At 62.3% G+C, this 18,883-nt stretch carries 12 protein-coding genes and 3 pseudogenes; 9 read left to right on the top strand and 6 right to left on the bottom strand.

Annotated features, from left to right (window positions below; translation table 11 throughout):
- Positions 1–824 precede the first annotated feature (824 nt).
- On the top strand, positions 825–1,466 hold the full coding sequence (locus ACFOJ9_RS37220; protein WP_378988308.1) for a peroxiredoxin-like family protein: 642 nt from the start codon (positions 825–827) through the stop codon (positions 1,464–1,466).
- A 458-nt stretch (positions 1,467–1,924) separates the two neighbouring features.
- On the opposite strand, the gene ltrA is transcribed toward ACFOJ9_RS37220, so the two are convergent.
- Positions 1,925–3,163 (bottom strand): group II intron reverse transcriptase/maturase, encoded by a 1,239-nt coding sequence (ltrA, locus tag ACFOJ9_RS37215; protein WP_378987596.1) that lies wholly within the window; start codon positions 3,161–3,163, stop codon positions 1,925–1,927.
- Between the two features lie 746 nt (positions 3,164–3,909).
- Between ltrA and ACFOJ9_RS37210 the strand changes: the two genes are divergently transcribed.
- From ACFOJ9_RS37210 to ACFOJ9_RS37185, 6 genes and pseudogenes are all read left to right on the top strand, one after another.
- Positions 3,910–4,818, top strand: coding sequence for a tyrosine-type recombinase/integrase (locus ACFOJ9_RS37210; RefSeq protein ID WP_378982693.1), 909 nt, complete (start codon positions 3,910–3,912; stop codon positions 4,816–4,818).
- Positions 4,819–4,821: 3 nt separating this feature from the next.
- Positions 4,822–5,673: pseudogene (locus ACFOJ9_RS37205) on the top strand (IS91 family transposase); the annotation flags it as partial.
- 72 nt (positions 5,674–5,745) lie between these two features.
- Positions 5,746–6,915 carry an IS110 family transposase gene (locus ACFOJ9_RS37200; protein ID WP_378977626.1) on the top strand — a complete coding sequence of 390 codons (1,170 nt, stop codon included), beginning with the start codon at positions 5,746–5,748 and terminating at the stop codon, positions 6,913–6,915.
- Between the two features lie 310 nt (positions 6,916–7,225).
- Positions 7,226–8,008, top strand: a pseudogene (locus ACFOJ9_RS37195) (IS91 family transposase); the annotation flags it as partial.
- Between the two features lie 72 nt (positions 8,009–8,080).
- On the top strand, positions 8,081–9,250 hold the full coding sequence (locus ACFOJ9_RS37190) for an IS110 family transposase (RefSeq protein WP_378977626.1): 1,170 nt from the start codon (positions 8,081–8,083) through the stop codon (positions 9,248–9,250).
- 308 nt (positions 9,251–9,558) lie between these two features.
- Positions 9,559–9,894 (top strand): annotated as a pseudogene (locus ACFOJ9_RS37185) (transposase); the annotation flags it as partial.
- Between the two features lie 507 nt (positions 9,895–10,401).
- Here ACFOJ9_RS37185 and ACFOJ9_RS37180 read toward each other — a convergent pair.
- The 5 genes from ACFOJ9_RS37180 to ACFOJ9_RS37160 all read right to left on the bottom strand — a co-directional run bounded on the left by ACFOJ9_RS37180 (position 10,402) and on the right by ACFOJ9_RS37160 (position 15,658).
- Complete coding sequence (locus ACFOJ9_RS37180; protein WP_378986914.1) at positions 10,402–11,232, bottom strand: dipeptide ABC transporter ATP-binding protein; 831 nt, start codon at positions 11,230–11,232, stop codon at positions 10,402–10,404.
- Entirely contained in the window at positions 11,229–12,080 is an 852-nt protein-coding gene (locus ACFOJ9_RS37175; protein WP_378988305.1) for an ABC transporter ATP-binding protein, read from the bottom strand. Before ACFOJ9_RS37175 ends, ACFOJ9_RS37180 begins: the two co-directional genes overlap by 4 nt.
- Positions 12,081–12,082: 2 nt before the next feature.
- Positions 12,083–12,937: an ABC transporter permease subunit gene (locus ACFOJ9_RS37170; protein ID WP_244482870.1), complete on the bottom strand. Its 855-nt coding sequence runs from the start codon at positions 12,935–12,937 to the stop codon at positions 12,083–12,085.
- Positions 12,938–13,007: 70 nt separating this feature from the next.
- On the bottom strand, positions 13,008–14,015 hold the full coding sequence (locus ACFOJ9_RS37165) for an ABC transporter permease subunit (RefSeq protein ID WP_378986912.1): 1,008 nt from the start codon (positions 14,013–14,015) through the stop codon (positions 13,008–13,010).
- Positions 14,016–14,065: 50 nt separating this feature from the next.
- Positions 14,066–15,658, bottom strand: coding sequence for an ABC transporter substrate-binding protein (locus tag ACFOJ9_RS37160; RefSeq protein ID WP_378986910.1), 1,593 nt, complete (start codon positions 15,656–15,658; stop codon positions 14,066–14,068).
- A gap of 454 nt (positions 15,659–16,112) precedes the next feature.
- Here ACFOJ9_RS37160 and ACFOJ9_RS37155 point away from each other — a divergent pair, with 454 nt between their 5' ends.
- Together ACFOJ9_RS37155 and ACFOJ9_RS37150 are read left to right on the top strand one after the other, a co-directional pair.
- Positions 16,113–18,098, top strand: coding sequence for a long-chain fatty acid--CoA ligase (locus ACFOJ9_RS37155; RefSeq protein WP_378986908.1), 1,986 nt, complete (start codon positions 16,113–16,115; stop codon positions 18,096–18,098).
- A 77-nt stretch (positions 18,099–18,175) separates the two neighbouring features.
- Positions 18,176–18,814, top strand: coding sequence for a class I SAM-dependent methyltransferase (locus tag ACFOJ9_RS37150; protein ID WP_378986906.1), 639 nt, complete (start codon positions 18,176–18,178; stop codon positions 18,812–18,814).
- The last annotated feature ends 69 nt before the right edge of the window (positions 18,815–18,883 follow it).

The following is an 18,883-nucleotide window of genomic DNA, read 5'->3' as shown; positions in this document are numbered from 1 at the left end:
AAACGCCCGAACAGATGCCCGATGTTCCAGAACAAGGATGTGTCGTCCATAGAGGGGAAAGACGGGGCCTGGAGGCAAAGTATTCCAGCTTCCAGCCGAATGCCTATGATGCAGCTTCGAACGCCACCGGCTTAAGTAAATAGTGCTCCCACTTTCACCGATGAATTGGTTCAGAGCGGAAAGCATCCGCGCCGTCGAAAGGTCTCCTAACGCAAGCGAGGGTCCTGCTAAGAGTTCGGAAGGCTTCTGGTCGGCGGAGCGTGATCCCGAACGGAAATCAGATCGACATGTCGAGAGAAGTTCGACGCCGGGGCAGCAGCGATGCGGGAAGTGATGAAAACGGCGACTGCACTTGGACGGCCGAATCCGCCGCTCGCAAGCGAGGATTGATCGTTCGCTAGAAATTGGCCAATGCGAATGACTGCAATTGGATACAGTGACACGCCTTTAGCTGTCGTACCTGGGAAGGTCCGCAAATGGCGCTGGCTGCTCGTTCCGATCGACGAGACGAATGGCAACATTCACCCGTTGACGACCTTGGGCGTTGCAGACTTGAACCTCCAAATCGAGGTCGGGAACCTGACCTTCAGCGCAAGAGCATTCGGGAGTGCGCTCGCGTGAGGTCATTCACCACATTTGGCGGCGACCCGCAGATGCTTTTTCGTGTTATGATGGCTTGCAACGCGCGTAATCTCGACCTCGGCAATATGGCAGAGGTCGAAAGCTATTGCCTTGGCACAGGAAGCTTTCGCCCCCAGCACTTGATCGCCTGAAACGCTGGGTGTGCTGCTTTCCCTGACTGACCCGGGGCGAGGAGGTTGTCCATGTCCACGAGTAGTGTTGACCGCCCGCTGCAGCCGGGCGACCGGGCACCGAATGTTGTGCTCAATGCGATCTCCCGCGAAGGCAAGATCGCGCTCGATGATTTTCGAGGCCGTAGCCCGTTGTTGATCGGTTTGTTCCGAGGCCTGCACTGTCCGTTCTGCCGGCGCCATGTCGCGGCGATGGCGCAACTCAAGCCGGCCTTGCGTGAGAAAGGCGTCGAATGCCTGGCGGTGGTCAATACGCCGGTCGAGCGGGCGCGGCTCTATTTCCGTTACCACCCAGCACCCGATCTTCTCGCCGCATCCGACCCGGAGCGGGCCTCGCACCGTGCTTTCGGCTTGCGCGAGGTCGGGATGGACACGGTCATGGCGATACGGATCCATCTCCCGGGCGAGTTGCCCGAGCCTATGGACGTCCTGGCAATGGACGAGTTTCTTAACAAGAAGGAAGGATATGAGATTACGGAAGCCGATCAGCAGGCGATGGCTTCCGGCTCGGGGCAGCTTGTCGGTCAGTTCCTAATCGACCGGGCGGGCATCGTACGCTGGAACTTCACTGAAGTTCTGGAGGATGGCCTCAACACCTTCAGAGCGCCGAATCCCGAGGAATTGATGTCGGCAGCTTCCCAAGTTGCACATTAATAGGCTGCGGAAATAGGCTGCTGATACTCGCTCGACGGACCATCCTGTGGTGATTCTTTGGATTTAACAATCATCGAAATGCTCAGCGCGGGAGGCTAAGGTCTGCCCGTGGGCTGCGTAGCGATTTCGATTCAACGGTCTGCGGACCGCCCCGACGCTAGAGTGAGCAAGCCGCATAGGCGGGGCGACGTCCGCTCCTTGCCGCAATCACGTCGTTCCGACAGGCGCGCATACGGCAAGTTTCCACCCCAGCCAGTCCTTCGACGCTCATTTCTGGCGTTCTGCGGCTCAGGTGTTTGAACCAGCGCGACGCGCCAACTACGGACATCGCCAAGCCACTACTCGGACGTCGCGTTTGGGTCGGTTCCGGACGGGGATCGGGATAGGGGGACGCCTCGCGACGCCGCCCCTCCCACACCACCGGGCATACGGGTCCGTACCACGGCGGTTCGATCGTATTAAGCTTGGGCAGAGACATGAAGTCGAGGGAGACCGAGAGACTCGAAGTAATGGTTGCGCAGGGCCTGTTGGACCGCCGGGTGTCCTGACATGCGCCAGAATCCCGTCGGTGAACCGGCGGCAACCGCAGCTCCGAACTTTGGTACGCCATGACGACGTAGTTCCTTGAAGCGGTTGTGCCCGTTCCCCCATTGCCACCAGAGATACATGCGTAGTCTCCGGCGGGTCCACGCTTCCAAGTTCGTAAGCACCCGTGGGGTCTGGCAGAAGCCAAAGTAGCCGCGCCATCCGATGAGGTATGACTTCAGCTCCTTGATCATCTGCGGCAGACTGATTCCCCGTGTCCGGCGTGTCATGTCCCGGATCAGCGCCTTGAATTTGTCGAGGGCCTTTGGCGCGATGCGCCGTTCGCTCCCGTCATTTGAGATGCTGAACCCAAGGAATTTCCGCTCCTCCGGTCGCGCCACCGCGCTCTTCGCCTCGTTGACCTTCAGCAGCAGCTTCTTGGTCAGGAACCGGCCGACAGAGGTCATGACCCGTTCGCCGGCGCGGCGGCTGCGAACATAGATGTTGCAGTCATCCGCATAGCGGCAGAAGCGGAGACCCCTTCGGGCCAGTTCCTTGTCGAGGTCGTCGAGCAGGAGATTGCTTAGGAGGGGCGAGAGCGGGCCACCTTGCGGGGTCCCCTCGTCCACCGGACGGACCAAGCCATCCTCCATCACCCCCGCATTGAGGAATGCGCGGATGAGTTTGAGCACGCGCTTATCGGATACCCGCGCGGCGACGCGCGCCATCAGGCTGTCGTGATTGACTCGGTCGAAAAACTTTTCGAGATCGATGTCAATCACGTGGCTGTAGCCCTCGGCAACGTAGCGTTGCGATTGGGCTACCGCCTGATGGGCGGAGCGTCCTGGGCGGAAGCCGTAGCTGTGCTCGGAGAACGTCGGGTCCCACTGCTCCTGGAGAACCTGCAGCAGGGCTTGCTGGATCAGTCTGTCGACGACGCAAGGCACGCCGAGTTTTCTGACCCCGCCCTCCGGCTTGGGGATTTCGACCCGCTTGACCGGCTGCGGCTGATAGGTTCCTTCGAGCAATCGAGACCGGATGCTTGGCCAGTGCTCACGCAGGTAGCCCTTGGCGTCATCGATGGTCATCCCATCCACGCCTGGACCGCCCTTGTTGCTTCGAACGCGTTTCCACGCTGTTTCCAGATTCTCTCGGCTACATACCGTCTCCATTAGTTGTTCTGTCCAGGCCGGGCTTTCGGGTGCCGACTTCGCCACGAGTGGTTCGGCCCCTTGGTAACCGCTGACAGGGGCTTCACCCCGGTCCCTCGGTTCCAGGGCCAGTGAGTACTGGGTCTTCTGCCGCTTTCCACTCATGAGTTGCCAGTCCTATTTGCCACTTCCAATCGTTCGGGCCTTCGGTCATCGTTTCCGGCTCGGCCTATCCGTTTGCTCCGCCTTTCGGCTTGGAGTGCCTCACTAGCCTTGCCGACAGCATCACCTACTACGCCCTCTGCTGACTCCTGCATCACGGTCAGGTCACCTTGCGGTTCCCTCAGTTCCGAAGTCGGAACATGACGCAGGCCTCCCCAGGTAAGTTCAATCGCCTTCCCCGCGCACCTGCCGGATCTACAGCCCTGCCCCTTGATGGATATGGACTTCGCGACACGTTGCCCGCTCGTCCGGCCAGGGATGCCTCATATCCGGTTTCTGTTCGTCAGGTCGCGGTTTTGCTCCACGCTTCCTTCAGACACCACCTCGCGGTAATGCCCTTGCGCTTTGCTAAGCCTTCACCTCCATCAGGTTGGCAAGGGGACTTTCACCCCCAAGCGGTTGAACATGCTGGGCACACAACGAACCCGCTGCGCGGGAGGGCGCCTGCGGTTGAGGTAGAGATCAAGAACCGGTCGTCGCGCCCGCGTTGAGCAGGGTTCGGCAAGGGCAGAGCATCACAGGCTTCTTCAACAAGGAGCCTGACTATGCCTCATTCAATTCTCGAAGCTTCGATCAGCCCGTTGCGCCAGCGACTGATCGACGACATGAACATGCGACGTTTCTCACGGGAGACACAGCGCAACTATCTCCGCGACATCGGACGCCTGGCGACATTCCTTGGGCGATCACCAGACACAGCGACCACCGATGACCTGCGCCGGTTTCAGATCGAGCAGCAGGAGGACGGCGTTCCGGTTCCGACGATGAACAGCATCGTGTCAGCGCTGCGCTTCTTCTTCACCCACACGCTCGACCGCCCGGACCTGGCGCGCCGGCTCGTCCGGCTGTCGCATCCGCGTAACCTGCCCGTGGTGCTGAGCCGCGACGAGGTTGCCCGGTTGCTCAACGCCACCACCTGCCTCAAGCACCAGGCGGCACTCTCGGTCGCCTATGGGGCCGGCCTGCGTGTCGCGGAGGTGTCGATGCTGAAGGTCGCCGACGTCGACAGCGAGCGCATGCTGCTGCGCGTCGAACGCGGCAAGGGCGGGCGGTATCGCAACGCCATGCTCTCGGAGGATCTGCTCACGCTTCTGCGTGAGTGGTGGAAGGTCGGGCGGCAGCAGGGCGTAATGCATCGCGACGGCTGGTTGTTTCCCGGGCAGCACGCGATGAAGCCGATCAGTACGCGGCAGCTCTATCGCATAGTCGTCGAGGCGGCCCAATCCGCCGACATCGCCAAGCGGGTCGGGCCGCACACGCTGCGTCACAGCTTCGCCACCCACCTGCTGGAGGACGGCACCGACATCCGGATCATCCAGGTCCTGCTCGGGCACGCCAAGCTCAACAACACCGCCCTTTACGCGAAGGTTGCGACCCGGACGGTGCGTGCCGTGACGAGCCCGCTCGACAAGCTCGGCCTGTTCAAGCCGGGAGAGACCTCGCCCGGTGGCTAATCCGTGCGCGCCTCGATCGAGGTCGCCGACATCTTCCGTGCTGCCGGACCCGCCTACCGGGCCGCCCATGCAGGTCACCTGAGCCTCGTCCAGCTCAAGGTGATGTCGGCGATCGAGCATTGCCGCACCGCAGCCCTCGGCGGTCACGTCGAGGCCTGCGAGGACTGCGGCCAGTGGCGCATCGCCTACAACTCCTGCCGCAACCGGCACTGCCCGAAGTGCCAGGGCGCAGCCGCGCGGACATGGCTTGCCGAGCGCGAGGCCGACCTGCTGCCGGTCGGCTACTTCCATGTCGTGTTCACGCTGCCCGCCGAGGTCGCCGACATCGCCTTCCACAACAAGGCGCTGGTCTACGACCTGCTGTTCAAGGCGGCATCGGAGACGATGCTGACGATCGCGGCTGATCGGAAGCACCTCGGTGCGCGCATCGGCATCACTGCGGTCCTCCACACCTGGGGTTCGGCGCTGACCCACCACCCGCACGTGCACATGATCGTGCCGGGCGGCGGCATCGCGCCGGACGGGAGCCGCTGGGTCTCGTCGCGTCCAGCCTTCCTTCTCCCGGTGCGCGTGCTCGGCAAGTTGTTCCGACGCCTGTTCCTCACCCGGCTGCTCGCGCTGCACGACGCCAGCCGGCTCGGCTTCTTCGGCACACTTGCTCATCTCACCGAGCGGCAGACATTCCTGCGCCACCTTGCTCCCGTCCGGAAGACGCGCTGGGTGGTCTACGCCAAGGCGCCGTTCGCCGGACCGGAGGCAGTGCTCGCCTACCTGTCGCGCTACACCCACCGGGTCGCGATTTCGAACAGCCGCCTGATCGCCTTCAACGCGAGCGGCGTCACCTTCCGCTACAAGATCCCATGAGGGTATGGATAGCGACCGGAGCTGTAATAGAGCGAGGTTGTTTGAACTCTCTGGAGACCCACCATGTCTATTACAACTGATCAATCTGCAGCGCCTGCCGCTATCCGTGTCGAGCTTGACGCAATTTTTATCTCTTTGGAACTGAGCAAATCAGCCTGGCTGATCACCTCGCTGTCGCCGGGTGCCACCGATAAGATGTCCCGGCACACGGTTGTCGGTGGCGACATTGCCGGACTGTTTGTACGTATCGACGAACTCCGTTCCAAAGCGCTGGCCAGGACTGGCAGGCTCTATCGAGTGGTATCTATTCACGAAGCCGGACTTGATGGATTCTGGCTTCACCGCTTACTCGATCGCGAAGATTGGATAGAAAGCCATATCGTGGACGCCGCCTCGATTGCCGTCTCGCGCAAGCGCCGGCGGGCGAAGACAGACCGGATCGACGGCGAGACGCTTATCCGGACGTTGTTGGCCTACAAGCGAGGGGAGCCCCGCGTCTGCTCTATGGTGCGAGTTCCAACCTCGCAGGACGAAGACCGTCGCAGGATCGGTCGCGAGCGCAAAGTACTCGTCGACGAACGAACGCTCCATATCAACCGCATCAAGGGTTTGCTGTTTAGCCAGGGCATTCGGGGCTATGAGCCTGGGCGCCGCGATCGCCGCGAGCGCCTTGAGGAGCTCCGCACGGGTGATGGTCGCGATCTGCCTCGGCACACCAAGGCCCAGCTTCTTCGCGAGCTCGGTCGCCTCGAATTACTGATCGAACAAATCAAGGCGGTGGAGGCCGAGCGTGACGCGGTTCTAGCGCAGGAGAAGGCGGCCCTGACCGAACCCGCAACGATGCTGCTCGGCATAAGGGGGATCGGCCCAGAATTCGCCAATGTCATCTACAGCGAATGCCTGTCCCGGCACTTCGACAACCGAAGACAGGTCGCATCCTACGCAGGACTTGCCGCAAGTCCCTGGCAAAGCGGTTCAATCAATCGTGAGCAGGGTATCTCGAAGGCAGGCAACCCACGTCTTCGAACAGCAATGGTCCAACTCGCATGGCTGTGGTTGCGTCACCAGCCGAATTCGATGCTGAGCCGCTGGTTCCAGGAACGGGTGAAGCACAATGCCGGAAAGCGCAAGGCGACGACAATTGTTGCCCTGGCCCGCAAGCTGCTGGTGGCGTTCTGGAAATATGTGACGTTCGGTGTTCTCATCGAGGGAGCCGCCATCAAAGCCACCTGATGCGACGACAGACGTAAAGTTATTCCCATCCCCAGGGCCTGATTAGCCCTGACGGATCCAGGGGGACGAACCGTGGTAGTCCATGGCTCAAAGCAAGCCGCCTACAAGAATGGTCTCGTCCTTCTGAGCCCTTGCCCGCCGAAAGCGGGATAGTGGTGCAGCCGCTGGGCGGCGACCGGATGTGAGGTTGATCAGGCCCGGATATCGGGCAGTGTCGTGCAACCGGGCTCAGACCGTGGATACCGTCTTCGAATAAGGAACGAATAATGTCGCCATGATGCCCCGACTTGACGTGATGACCCTCATGTGAGGTCACCTGAGCCTCGTCCAGCTCAAGGTGATGTCGGCGATCGAGCATTGCCGCACCGCAGCCCTCGGCGGTCACGTCGAGGCCTGCGAGGACTGCGGCCAGTGGCGCATCGCCTACAACTCCTGCCGCAACCGGCACTGCCCGAAGTGCCAGGGCGCAGCCGCGCGGACATGGCTTGCCGAGCGCGAGGCCGACCTGCTGCCGGTCGGCTACTTCCATGTCGTGTTCACGCTGCCCGCCGAGGTCGCCGACATCGCCTTCCACAACAAGGCGCTGGTCTACGACCTGCTGTTCAAGGCGGCATCGGAGACGATGCTGACGATCGCGGCTGATCGGAAGCACCTCGGTGCGCGCATCGGCATCACTGCGGTCCTCCACACCTGGGGTTCGGCGCTGACCCACCACCCGCACGTGCACATGATCGTGCCGGGCGGCGGCATCGCGCCGGACGGGAGCCGCTGGGTCTCGTCGCGTCCAGCCTTCCTTCTCCCGGTGCGCGTGCTCGGCAAGTTGTTCCGACGCCTGTTCCTCACCCGGCTGCTCGCGCTGCACGACGCCAGCCGGCTCGGCTTCTTCGGCACACTTGCTCATCTCACCGAGCGGCAGACATTCCTGCGCCACCTTGCTCCCGTCCGGAAGACGCGCTGGGTGGTCTACGCCAAGGCGCCGTTCGCCGGACCGGAGGCAGTGCTCGCCTACCTGTCGCGCTACACCCACCGGGTCGCGATTTCGAACAGCCGCCTGATCGCCTTCAACGCGAGCGGCGTCACCTTCCGCTACAAGATCCCATGAGGGTATGGATAGCGACCGGAGCTGTAATAGAGCGAGGTTGTTTGAACTCTCTGGAGACCCACCATGTCTATTACAACTGATCAATCTGCAGCGCCTGCCGCTATCCGTGTCGAGCTTGACGCAATTTTTATCTCTTTGGAACTGAGCAAATCAGCCTGGCTGATCACCTCGCTGTCGCCGGGTGCCACCGATAAGATGTCCCGGCACACGGTTGTCGGTGGCGACATTGCCGGACTGTTTGTACGTATCGACGAACTCCGTTCCAAAGCGCTGGCCAGGACTGGCAGGCTCTATCGAGTGGTATCTATTCACGAAGCCGGACTTGATGGATTCTGGCTTCACCGCTTACTCGATCGCGAAGATTGGATAGAAAGCCATATCGTGGACGCCGCCTCGATTGCCGTCTCGCGCAAGCGCCGGCGGGCGAAGACAGACCGGATCGACGGCGAGACGCTTATCCGGACGTTGTTGGCCTACAAGCGAGGGGAGCCCCGCGTCTGCTCTATGGTGCGAGTTCCAACCTCGCAGGACGAAGACCGTCGCAGGATCGGTCGCGAGCGCAAAGTACTCGTCGACGAACGAACGCTCCATATCAACCGCATCAAGGGTTTGCTGTTTAGCCAGGGCATTCGGGGCTATGAGCCTGGGCGCCGCGATCGCCGCGAGCGCCTTGAGGAGCTCCGCACGGGTGATGGTCGCGATCTGCCTCGGCACACCAAGGCCCAGCTTCTTCGCGAGCTCGGTCGCCTCGAATTACTGATCGAACAAATCAAGGCGGTGGAGGCCGAGCGTGACGCGGTTCTAGCGCAGGAGAAGGCGGCCCTGACCGAACCCGCAACGATGCTGCTCGGCATAAGGGGGATCGGCCCAGAATTCGCCAATGTCATCTACAGCGAATGCCTGTCCCGGCACTTCGACAACCGAAGACAGGTCGCATCCTACGCAGGACTTGCCGCAAGTCCCTGGCAAAGCGGTTCAATCAATCGTGAGCAGGGTATCTCGAAGGCAGGCAACCCACGTCTTCGAACAGCAATGGTCCAACTCGCATGGCTGTGGTTGCGTCACCAGCCGAATTCGATGCTGAGCCGCTGGTTCCAGGAACGGGTGAAGCACAATGCCGGAAAGCGCAAGGCGACGACAATTGTTGCCCTGGCCCGCAAGCTGCTGGTGGCGTTCTGGAAATATGTGACGTTCGGTGTTCTCATCGAGGGAGCCGCCATCAAAGCCACCTGATGCGACGACAGACGTAAAGTTATTCCCATCCCCAGGGCCTGATTAGCCCTGACGGATCCAGGGGGACGAACCGTGGTAGTCCATGGCTCAAAGCAAGCCGCCTACAAGAATGGTCTCGTCCTTCTGAGCCCTTGCCCGCCGAAAGCGGGATAGTGGTGCAGCCGCTGGGCGGCGACCGGATGTGAGGTTGATCAGGCCCGGATATCGGGCAGTGTCGTGCAACCGGGCTCAGACCGTGGATACCGTCTTCGAATAAGGAACGAATAATGTCGCCATGATGCCCCGACTTGACGTGATGACCCTCATGTGAGGACTACCGTCGCGACGGCGCCGACCGGCAGCAGGTCATGACGCTTGGCCCCGCCGAGTTCATCCGCCGCTTCCTGCTCCACGTGTTGCCGCGCGGCTTCCACCGCATCCGGCACTATGGACTGCTCGCCGGCTCCGCCCGCAAGGCCAGTCTCACGCTCGCCCGTGAACTCCTGGACGTCGCCGCGCCGCCCGACCCCAGCGAACCGGACGACTTCCGCCCGTCATGCCCGTGCTGCGGCGGACGCATGATCGTCATCGAGACCTTCGAACGCTGGAGGCAGCCGCGCGGACCGCCGGACGCAACCGCGACGAGCCGGGAGAACGTCCCATGACCCGGCATGGTATCCAGCGTTCAGCCGCAGGCACTCAGCCTCCGGCAATGGACCCACGCGTGTTCTTGGTAATGGTTGACCCCGACAGGCGCGCCTCCGGACCAGCGCCCGGCCGACAACACCGCGCGGAGGCACAACGAGGCGGCCTGTTCGCGCCCATCCCCGCGCTTCCCGTCGGCGGGCGCGCCATCGCCGACACCGGCCGAAATCCGAAATCCCCATAGCCACCGCCTGTGGCCCGCGGGTTCCTTCCTCGGGGACTTTCGTACGCCTGCCGGCGCCCGAAACTCTTCACGATAAGCGAAGGTCCGCTCCTGAAAAGCGTCGGGAACGTCTGCTCGTGGCGCAACCTCGCCTGTGGCGTTGACACCAGCAACGTCCGCTTCTGGAGAACTGGAGGGGCCGGCGGAATGACTGAGATGAGGCGCAAAGCGGTCGTCCCTGCCTTGGCAGACGTAAGTCGTCTTCGGGTAAACCTCGGTCGCTTGGACCAGTTGGGTTTCGACTCTAAGCCGCCTTCTTCTTCGCCAGCCTCGCCTTGATCGAGGCGACGTCGGCGCGCGGTGTCGCGGCGAACAGCGTCCTGGTGTAGCTGTGCTTGGGGTCGGCGAAGACCTCGTCGCGCGAGCCGTATTCGACCGCTTCGCCGAAATACATCACCATCACGTCGTCGGCGATGTAACGTACGACGGAGAGGTCGTGGCTGATGAAGACATAGGTCAGCTGGAACTCGTCCTGCAGGTCGGCGAGCAGGTTGAGCACCTGTGCCTGCACCGACAGATCGAGCGCGGAGACCGGTTCGTCCAACACCAGCAGGCTTGGGTTGAGCATCAGCGCGCGGGCAATGGCGATGCGCTGACGCTGACCGCCGGAGAACATGTGCGGATAGCGGTTGTAGTGCTCGTGGCCGAGGCCGACCTTCTTTAGCATCTTCATCGCAAGGTCGCGCCGCTCGGCGGCCGGCTTGTCAGTGTTGATCAGCAGAGGCTCGCCCAGCACGTCGCCGATCTTCTGGCGCGGATTGAGCGACCCGTAGGGGTTCTGGAAAACGATCTGCACCTTGCGGCGCATCTCCTTCGTCAATGCGTTCCTGGCGATGTCGACCTTGTTGCCGTCGATGAACAGGTCGCCGGATGTCGCCGAATCGATCAGCGTGATGATGCGGGCGAGCGTGGACTTGCCGCAGCCGCTTTCGCCGACGATGGCCAGCGTCCTGCCCTTGTCGACTTTGAACGAGACACCCTTGACCGCATGCACGGTGCGCGGCCCGGTGAACAGGCCGCCGCCAATGTGGTAGTCGCGCACGATGTTCTTGCCTTCGAGGACCGTGACGCTCATGAGGCGGCTCCCGAGGGCGCCGGCTCGAACATCATGTCGGACACGGTCGGCAGCCGGTCACCGACCGCGTTCTCCGGCAGCGCCGACAAAAGCGCGCGGGTGTAGTTGCTCTTCGGTGATTCAAACAGCGACAGCACGTCGGCCTCTTCCATCTTGCGGCCCTTGTACTGGACAATGACGCGATCGGCGGTTTCGGCCACCACGCCCATATTGTGGGTGATCATGATCAGGCCCATGCCGTATTTGGCTTGCAGCGAAACCAGGAGATCGAGGATCTGCTTCTGGATGGTGACGTCGAGTGCGGTCGTCGGCTCGTCGGCGATCAGCAGTTTCGGATTGCAGGCAATGGCGATGGCGATCATGATGCGCTGGCACTGGCCGCCGGACATCTGGTGGGGAAACGAACTCAGCCGTTCTTCCGGGTCGGCGATGCCGACCAGCTTCATCAATTCGATGGCCCGCGCCCGGCGCTGGGCGCGATCCATCCCCATGTGGAAGCGCAGCACCTCCTCGATCTGGAAGCCGACGTTAAAGCACGGGTTGAGGCTTGCGACCGGCTCCTGAAAGATCATCGAGATGTCCTTGCCGACGATCTTGCGGCGTTCGGACGGGCTGAGCTTCAACAGATCGATGCCGTCGAAGGCCATGCGGTCGGCCTTGACCGTCGCCGTGTTGGGCAACAGGCCCATCACCGCCAGCATCGCCACCGACTTGCCGGAACCGGACTCGCCGACAATCGCCAGCACTTCGCGCGGCTCGATCGCGAGATCGATGCCCTGCACGGCCATAAACGGTCCGGCCGCGGTGTCGAAGGAGACGGTGAGGTTCTTGATCTCGAGCAGAGGCATGCTCACGACCTCTTCAGCTTGGGGTCGAGCGCATCGCGCAGGCCGTCGCCGATCAGGTTGATGGCGAAGACGGTGATCAGGATGGCGAGGCCGGGGAAGGTCACCACCCACCAGGCGCGCAGGATGAATTCGCGCGCCTCGGCCAGCATGGTGCCCCATTCCGGCGTCGGCGGCTGCGCGCCCATGCCGAGGAAGCCAAGGGCGGCCGCCTCGAGAATGGCGTTGGAGAAGGACAGCGTCGCCTGCACGATCAGCGGCGCGATGCAGTTGGGCAGGATGGTGACCAGCATCAACCTCAGATGGCTGGCACCGGCGACCTTGGCCGAGACGACGTATTCGCGTGTCTTCTCGGCCATCACGGCGGCGCGGGTGAGCCGGGCGAAATGCGGCTGCAGCACGAAGGCGATGGCGATCATGGCGTTGACGAGGCCAGGCCCGAGAACCGCGACAAGCACCAGGGCCAGCAGCAGGGATGGGAACGCCAGGATGATGTCCATGATGCGCATGATCAGCGTGTCGACCCAGCCGCGGCAGTAGCCGGCAAGCAGGCCGAGGATGACGCCGGAGATCAGTGCGGTGGTGACGACGACAAAGCCGATGGCGAGCGAAAACCGCGAGCCGTAGATCAGGCGCGACAGCATATCGCGGCCGACGGCGTCGGTGCCGAGCAGGAACTGCGCGTTGCCGCCCTCCTGCCAGGCCGGCGGCGTCAGGAAGAAGTCGCGGAACTGATCGTCCGGCGAATGCGGCGCCAGCAGCGGCGCGAAGATGGCGATCAGGATCAGCAGCGCAAAGACGAAGAGCCCGATCACCGCGCCCTTGTTGACGGAGAAGTAATGCCAGAACTCGCCGAACATCTGCAGCCTTGCGTCCTGCTGCTTGACGACGGTCGCGGCTTCGATGGTGGCTGGGCCTTCGTTGCTCATGTCAGTTGGCCCGGATGCGTGGGTTGATGACGGCGTAGAGCACGTCGACGATGAGGTTCACCGACATGACGATCAACGCGATCAAAAGCAACCCGCCCTGCACGGTGAAATAGTCGCGCTTGGAAATGGCGTCGATCATCCATTTGCCGATGCCGGGCCACGAGAAGATGCTCTCGGTCAGGATGGCGCCGGTCAACAGCGTGCCGACCTGCAGGCCGATGGTGGTGACGACCGGGATCAGCGCGTTGCGGAAGGCATGCAGGCCGACGACCCGGAACGGGGTCAAGCCCTTGGCGCGCGCGGTGCGGACATAATCCTCACCCAGCACTTCGAGCATGGCCGACCGCGTCTGCCTGGCGATGACCGCGAGCGGAATGGTGCCGAGCACGACGGTCGGAAGGATGAGGTGCGACAGCGCCGAACGGAAGGCGCCCTTCTGCCCCGAGATCAGCGAATCGATGGTCATGAAGCCGGTCACCGGCTTGAAGAAGTAGAGAAGGTCGATGCGGCCGGAAACCGGCGTCCAGTGCAGCGTGCCGGAAAACACGATGATCAGCAGCAGGCCCCACCAGAAGATCGGCATGGAATAGCCTGCCAGGGCGGTGCCCATGGTCAGCTGGTCGAACCAGGAGCCACGGCGGATGGCGGCGAAAATGCCGGCGGCGACCCCCAGGATGACGGCAAAGATCATGGCGAAGATGGCGAGCTCGACCGTTGCCGGGAAGCGCACCAGGAAGTCCTTGAGCACCGGCGTCTTGGTGGAAAACGAGGTGCCGAAATCACCGCTGAGGATGTTCGTCAGATAGGTCAAATATTGTTGCCATATTGGCAGGTCGAAACCGAACTGGTGCATCAGTGCCGCGTGGCGTTCGGGCGACAGGCCGCGTTCGCCCGCAAGCACCAGCACCGGATCACCGGGCAGGATGCGCACGAAGCCAAAGGCGAGGATGGTTATCCCGATGAAGGTCGGGATGATGAGGGCGAGCTTGCCGAGGATATAACGCAGCATGGCGGGCGAGTGGGGGCGCCACCAAGTGGCGACGCCCCCGTTTCGCAACCTTATTCGGCGATATCGACGCCGTCGAAGCGATGGATACCGAGCGGATCCATCGCAAAGCCGGTGACGGTCTTCTGCATCGGCATGAACACCTTGGAGTGAGCGAGCGTCGCCCAGGGTGCCTGTTCCTTGAAGATGACCTGTGCCTGTTCATAGAGCTTGGTGCGCTCGGCCTGGTCCGAAACGGTCTTGGCCTTGTTGATGAGCGCATCGAAGTCCTTGTTGCACCATTCCGCGCGATTGTTCGAACCGACGGAAGCGCAGCTCAGGAGCACGCCGAGGAAGTTGTCCGGATCGCCATTGTCGCCGGTCCAGCCGACGATGACGGCGCCGTCGTGATCGACCGCGGAAGCGCGCTTGAGGTATTCACCCCAATCGTAGCTGACGATCTCGACAGTGACGCCGACCTTGGCGAAGTCCGACTGGATCAGTTCGGCGGTGCGGCGCGCGTTCGGCATGTACGGGCGCGACACCGGCATGGCCCAGACGTTCATCTTGAGGTCCTTGACGCCGGCTTCTTCGAGCAGCTTCTTGGCCGCATCCGGATCGTACGGATCGTCCTTCACTTCCTTGTTGTAGGACCACATGGTCGGCGGGATCGGGTTGATGGCGACCTGGCCGGCACCCTGGAAGACGGCGTCGATGATGGCCTTCTTGTTGATGGCCATGTTGAGCGCCTTGCGGACGCGCACGTCGTCGAACGGCTTCTGCTGGGTGTTGTACATCAGCGCGCCGACATTGAGGCCTTCCTGCTCGTCGACCTTCAGGTTCGCATCAGCCTGCAGGCCGGCGATGTCGGCCGGTGCCGGGTACGACATGATGTTGCATTCGCCAGCCTTGAGCTTCTGCGCGCGAACCGCCGGATCGGTGGTGATGGCGAAGACCAGATCGTCGATCTTCTGCTTGCCGCCCCAATAGTCCGGATTGGCCTTGTAGCGGATGGCGGCGTCGGTCTGGTAGTCGACGAAGATGAACGGGCCGGTGCCCACCGGCTTCTGGTTGAACAGTTCAGGCGTCTTGTCCGCCTGCAGCTTGTCGGCATATTCCTTGGAGACGACCGAGGCAAAGTCCATGCCCAGCGTCGGAATGAAGGTGATTGCCGGCTCCTTGAGGGTGAACTTCACCGTCAGGTCATCGACCTTCTCGACCTTGGTGATGTTTTCGCCGAACTGGTCATTGTAATACTGGTAGGCAATGCCCGGAATGTACTGAAACCACGGGCCGTTCTTGTCGACCTGACGTTCGAAAGAGAACACCACGTCGTCGGCGTTAAAGTCGCGCGTCGGGGTGAAATAGTCGGTGGCGGCGAACTTGACGCCCTTGCGCAGCTTGAAGACATATTCCTTGCCATCGTCGGAGATCGTCCAGCTTTCAGCCAGGCCCGGCGAGGTCGTTGTCTTGCCGTGATCGAATTCGACAAGGCGGTTGAAGACGGTGCGCGACGACGCGTCGAACGTCTGGCCGGCGGTATACGGCGCCGGATCAAAACCTTCCGGCGAAGCTTCCGCGCAATAGACCAGAGTTTTCGCGTTGGCCACGCCGCCCAGGACGCTTGCAGCCAGCAACGCGGCTGCAAAAGTCAGTTTCTTCTTCATTGAGCACTCCCTGATGTTCTTCCAAGCCCCTCTATCAGGCTCGCGAAGCGCGCATATAAGCACCGTTTTTCCGGCTTTGGAACACCCCGTTTGCTTACCCCGCGGGAAGCAGGAAAAAAATCCGCGATTTTGCTAAATGGCAGAAAAAATTAGCAGTTTTTTCCATTCACGCTATTATTAACGACCGCATTTTTTTATTGATCGCCGATCCGGCGATATCGATACCGCGCGCGCTTGCGAGCAGCCGAGGGTGCGCCAGGACACAGGGCGCGAGTGTTGGCGGCAGGAAAGATTTTCGGCGGCAAATCTTTCGCCGCCTTGCCGCAAGGGCAAGACTTGCACGGTCGGCAATGGAGGCAATACATAGTGACATAACGGCGGCAGCGGAGGACGTCTCTGTCAATTCAGGGGCGAGCGCGGCGCGAACGAACAAGAATTGTCCAGGGAGGAACGGGTGGCAAAAGCATCAAGGACGACGGCACCGGGGAAAGCGGGAGCCAAGGCGGCTCCCAAAGTAGCCGGTACGGCCAAGCCGAAAGCGCCAGCTGCCAAAGCCGCCGCGGCCAAGCCAAAGGCGGCCACCGCGCCAGTAAAGGCAAGCCCAAAGCCGGCGGCCAAGACTGCGGCTGGGAAGCCCGCGGCTACGCCAAAGTCCGTCGCCGCCAAGCCGGTGGCGAAGGCAGCTGCAGCCAAGGCGCCATCGGCAGCCAAACCTGCCATGGCCGCCGCCAAGGGATTGCCGAAAGCACTGACGGCGCTGGCCGCCGGCCTGCCGGAGAAGCCGTGGCTCAAGAGTTATCCGAAAAACGTGCCGGCCGAAATCGGCGCCTTGCCCTACAGCTCGATCGGCGATTTCCTGGTTGCCGCCTGCAAGCAATTCTCCGCCCAGCCGGCCTTCACCTGCATGGACAAGTCCATCAGCTACACCGATGTCGAGCGGCTGTCGGCGGCCTTCGGCGCCTACCTGCAATCGAAAGGCCTTCAGAAAGGCGCGCGCGTCGCGCTGATGATGCCCAACGTGCTGCAGTATCCGGTGGCGATGATGGCCGTGCTGCGCGCCGGTTATGTCGTGGTGAACATCAATCCGCTCTACACGCCGCGCGAACTCGAACATCAACTGAAAGACTCCGGTGCGCAAGCCATCGTCATCCTGGAGAACTTTGCCAACACCTTGCAGGCGGTGATCGCCAGGACGGCGGTCAAGCATGTGGTGGTCGCCGCGATGGGCGACATGCTCGGCGGCCTGAAGGGCACCATCGTCAATTTCGTCGTGCGCCGCGTGAAGAAGATGGTGCCGGCATGGTCGCTGCCCGGCCATGTCAAGTTCAATGCCGCAATGAAGGCCGGCGCCGGCATGGGTTTTGAGCCGGCCAAGGTGGCAGCCGATGATGTCGCGTTCCTGCAATATACGGGCGGCACCACGGGCGTGTCGAAGGGTGCCACGCTGCTGCACAGCAACGTGCTCGCCAATGTCGCGCAGAACGCGCAGTGGATGGAGGACGCCTACACGATCAAGCCGAAACCGGCGCACCCCAACTTCATCTGCGCACTGCCGCTCTATCATATCTTCGCACTGACGGTGAACGCGCTGATGGGCATGCAGCAGGGCGCCCGAAATGTGCTCATCCCCAACCCGCGCGACATTCCCGGTTTCGTCAAGGAACTGCAGAAATATCCGGTGCACATCTTTCCCGGCCTCAACACGCTGTTCAACGCGCTGCTCAACAATGAGGATTTCCGCAAGCTCGACTTCAAGCCGCTGGTACTGACGCTGGGTGGCGGCATGGCGGTGCAGAGGGGCGTCGCCGATCGCTGGAAGGCGCTGACCGGTTGTTCGGTCACCGAAGGCTACGGCCTCTCGGAAACCTCGCCGGTGGCCACCGCCAACAAGTTCACCGCCGGCGACTTCACCGGCACGATCGGCCTGCCGCTGCCCTCGACCGAGATCGCCATCCGCGACGACGACGGCAACAATCTGCCGCTCGGCGAGGTCGGCGAGGTCTGCATCCGGGGACCGCAAGTGATGGCGGGGTACTGGAACCGGCCGGATGAGACCGCCAAGGTGATGACCAAGGACGGCTACTTCAAATCCGGCGACATGGGTTTCATGGACGAGCGCGGCTACACCAAGATCGTCGACCGCAAGAAGGACATGATCCTGGTCTCGGGCTTCAACGTCTATCCAAACGAGCTCGAGGAAGTCGTGGCGATGCATCCGGGCGTGCTCGAAGTGGCGGCGATCGGCGTGCCGGACGAGCATTCGGGCGAAGTGCCGAAACTGTTCGTGGTCAAGAAGGATCCGGCGCTGACGGCCGAGACGCTGACCGCCTTTTGCCGCGAGAACCTGACCGGCTACAAGCGGCCCAAATACATCGAATTCCGCACCGAGCTGCCGAAGACGCCGGTCGGCAAGATCCTGCGGCGAGCGCTGCGCGAATAGTGGATAACGATCTTGCCGACAACGATGCGCCGGATCGGTGCTCGCGCCTCGACCCGGCCACGTTTATCAAGGCGAACATGCGCCTTGTTCCTGTGCCTGCGCTTCCAGAAATCCAGTTTTACATGGCTCACCCCGGCAGCGGATTGAGGCGGCTCGTCGAGCCCGAAGACGATGCGGAAGACGCGCCGGAGCCACAACCGCCCTACTGGGCCTATGCATGGGCCGGCGGCACCGTGCTCGCGCGCTATGTCCTCGACCATCCGATGACCGTGGCGGGACGCCGCGTGCTCGACCTTGGTGCCGGCTCCGGCCTTGTCGGCATCGCCGCCGCGAAGGCTGGGGCACGCGAAGTGATCGCCGCCGAGATCGACCGCAACGGCGTTGCCGCGATCGACCTCAATGCCGCAGCCAACGGCGTCGAGATCGCCATTGTCGACAAGGATATCACCACAGGTCCGCCACCGGCCGTCGACCTCGTGCTTGCAGGGGACGTGTTCTACGGCCGCGAGGTCGCTCTACGCGTCATCCCGTTCCTCGACCGCTGCCTGGCAGCCGGCATCGACGTGCTGGTCGGTGATCCCCGCCGCGCCGATCTGCCGCTATCCCGGCTGCGGTTGCTCGCCGAATACCAGGTGCCGGATTTCGGCGACGCGAAGGGTGCCGCGAGCAAGCCGAGCGGTGTGTTTTCCTTCGAGGCGGATGACCGCTGGCGCTGAGATCAAAACCCAGTCACTCGGAATGACCGGATTCGGACCTCCATCTTTGCCGCAACAACGTTGCTGGCC

The sequence above is a fragment of the Mesorhizobium cantuariense genome, from assembly GCF_042647205.1.
Lineage (GTDB): Bacteria > Pseudomonadota > Alphaproteobacteria > Rhizobiales > Rhizobiaceae > Mesorhizobium > Mesorhizobium cantuariense.
Note: the sequence above shows the minus strand (reverse complement) of the source record. Positions and strands in the feature narration are given on the sequence as shown.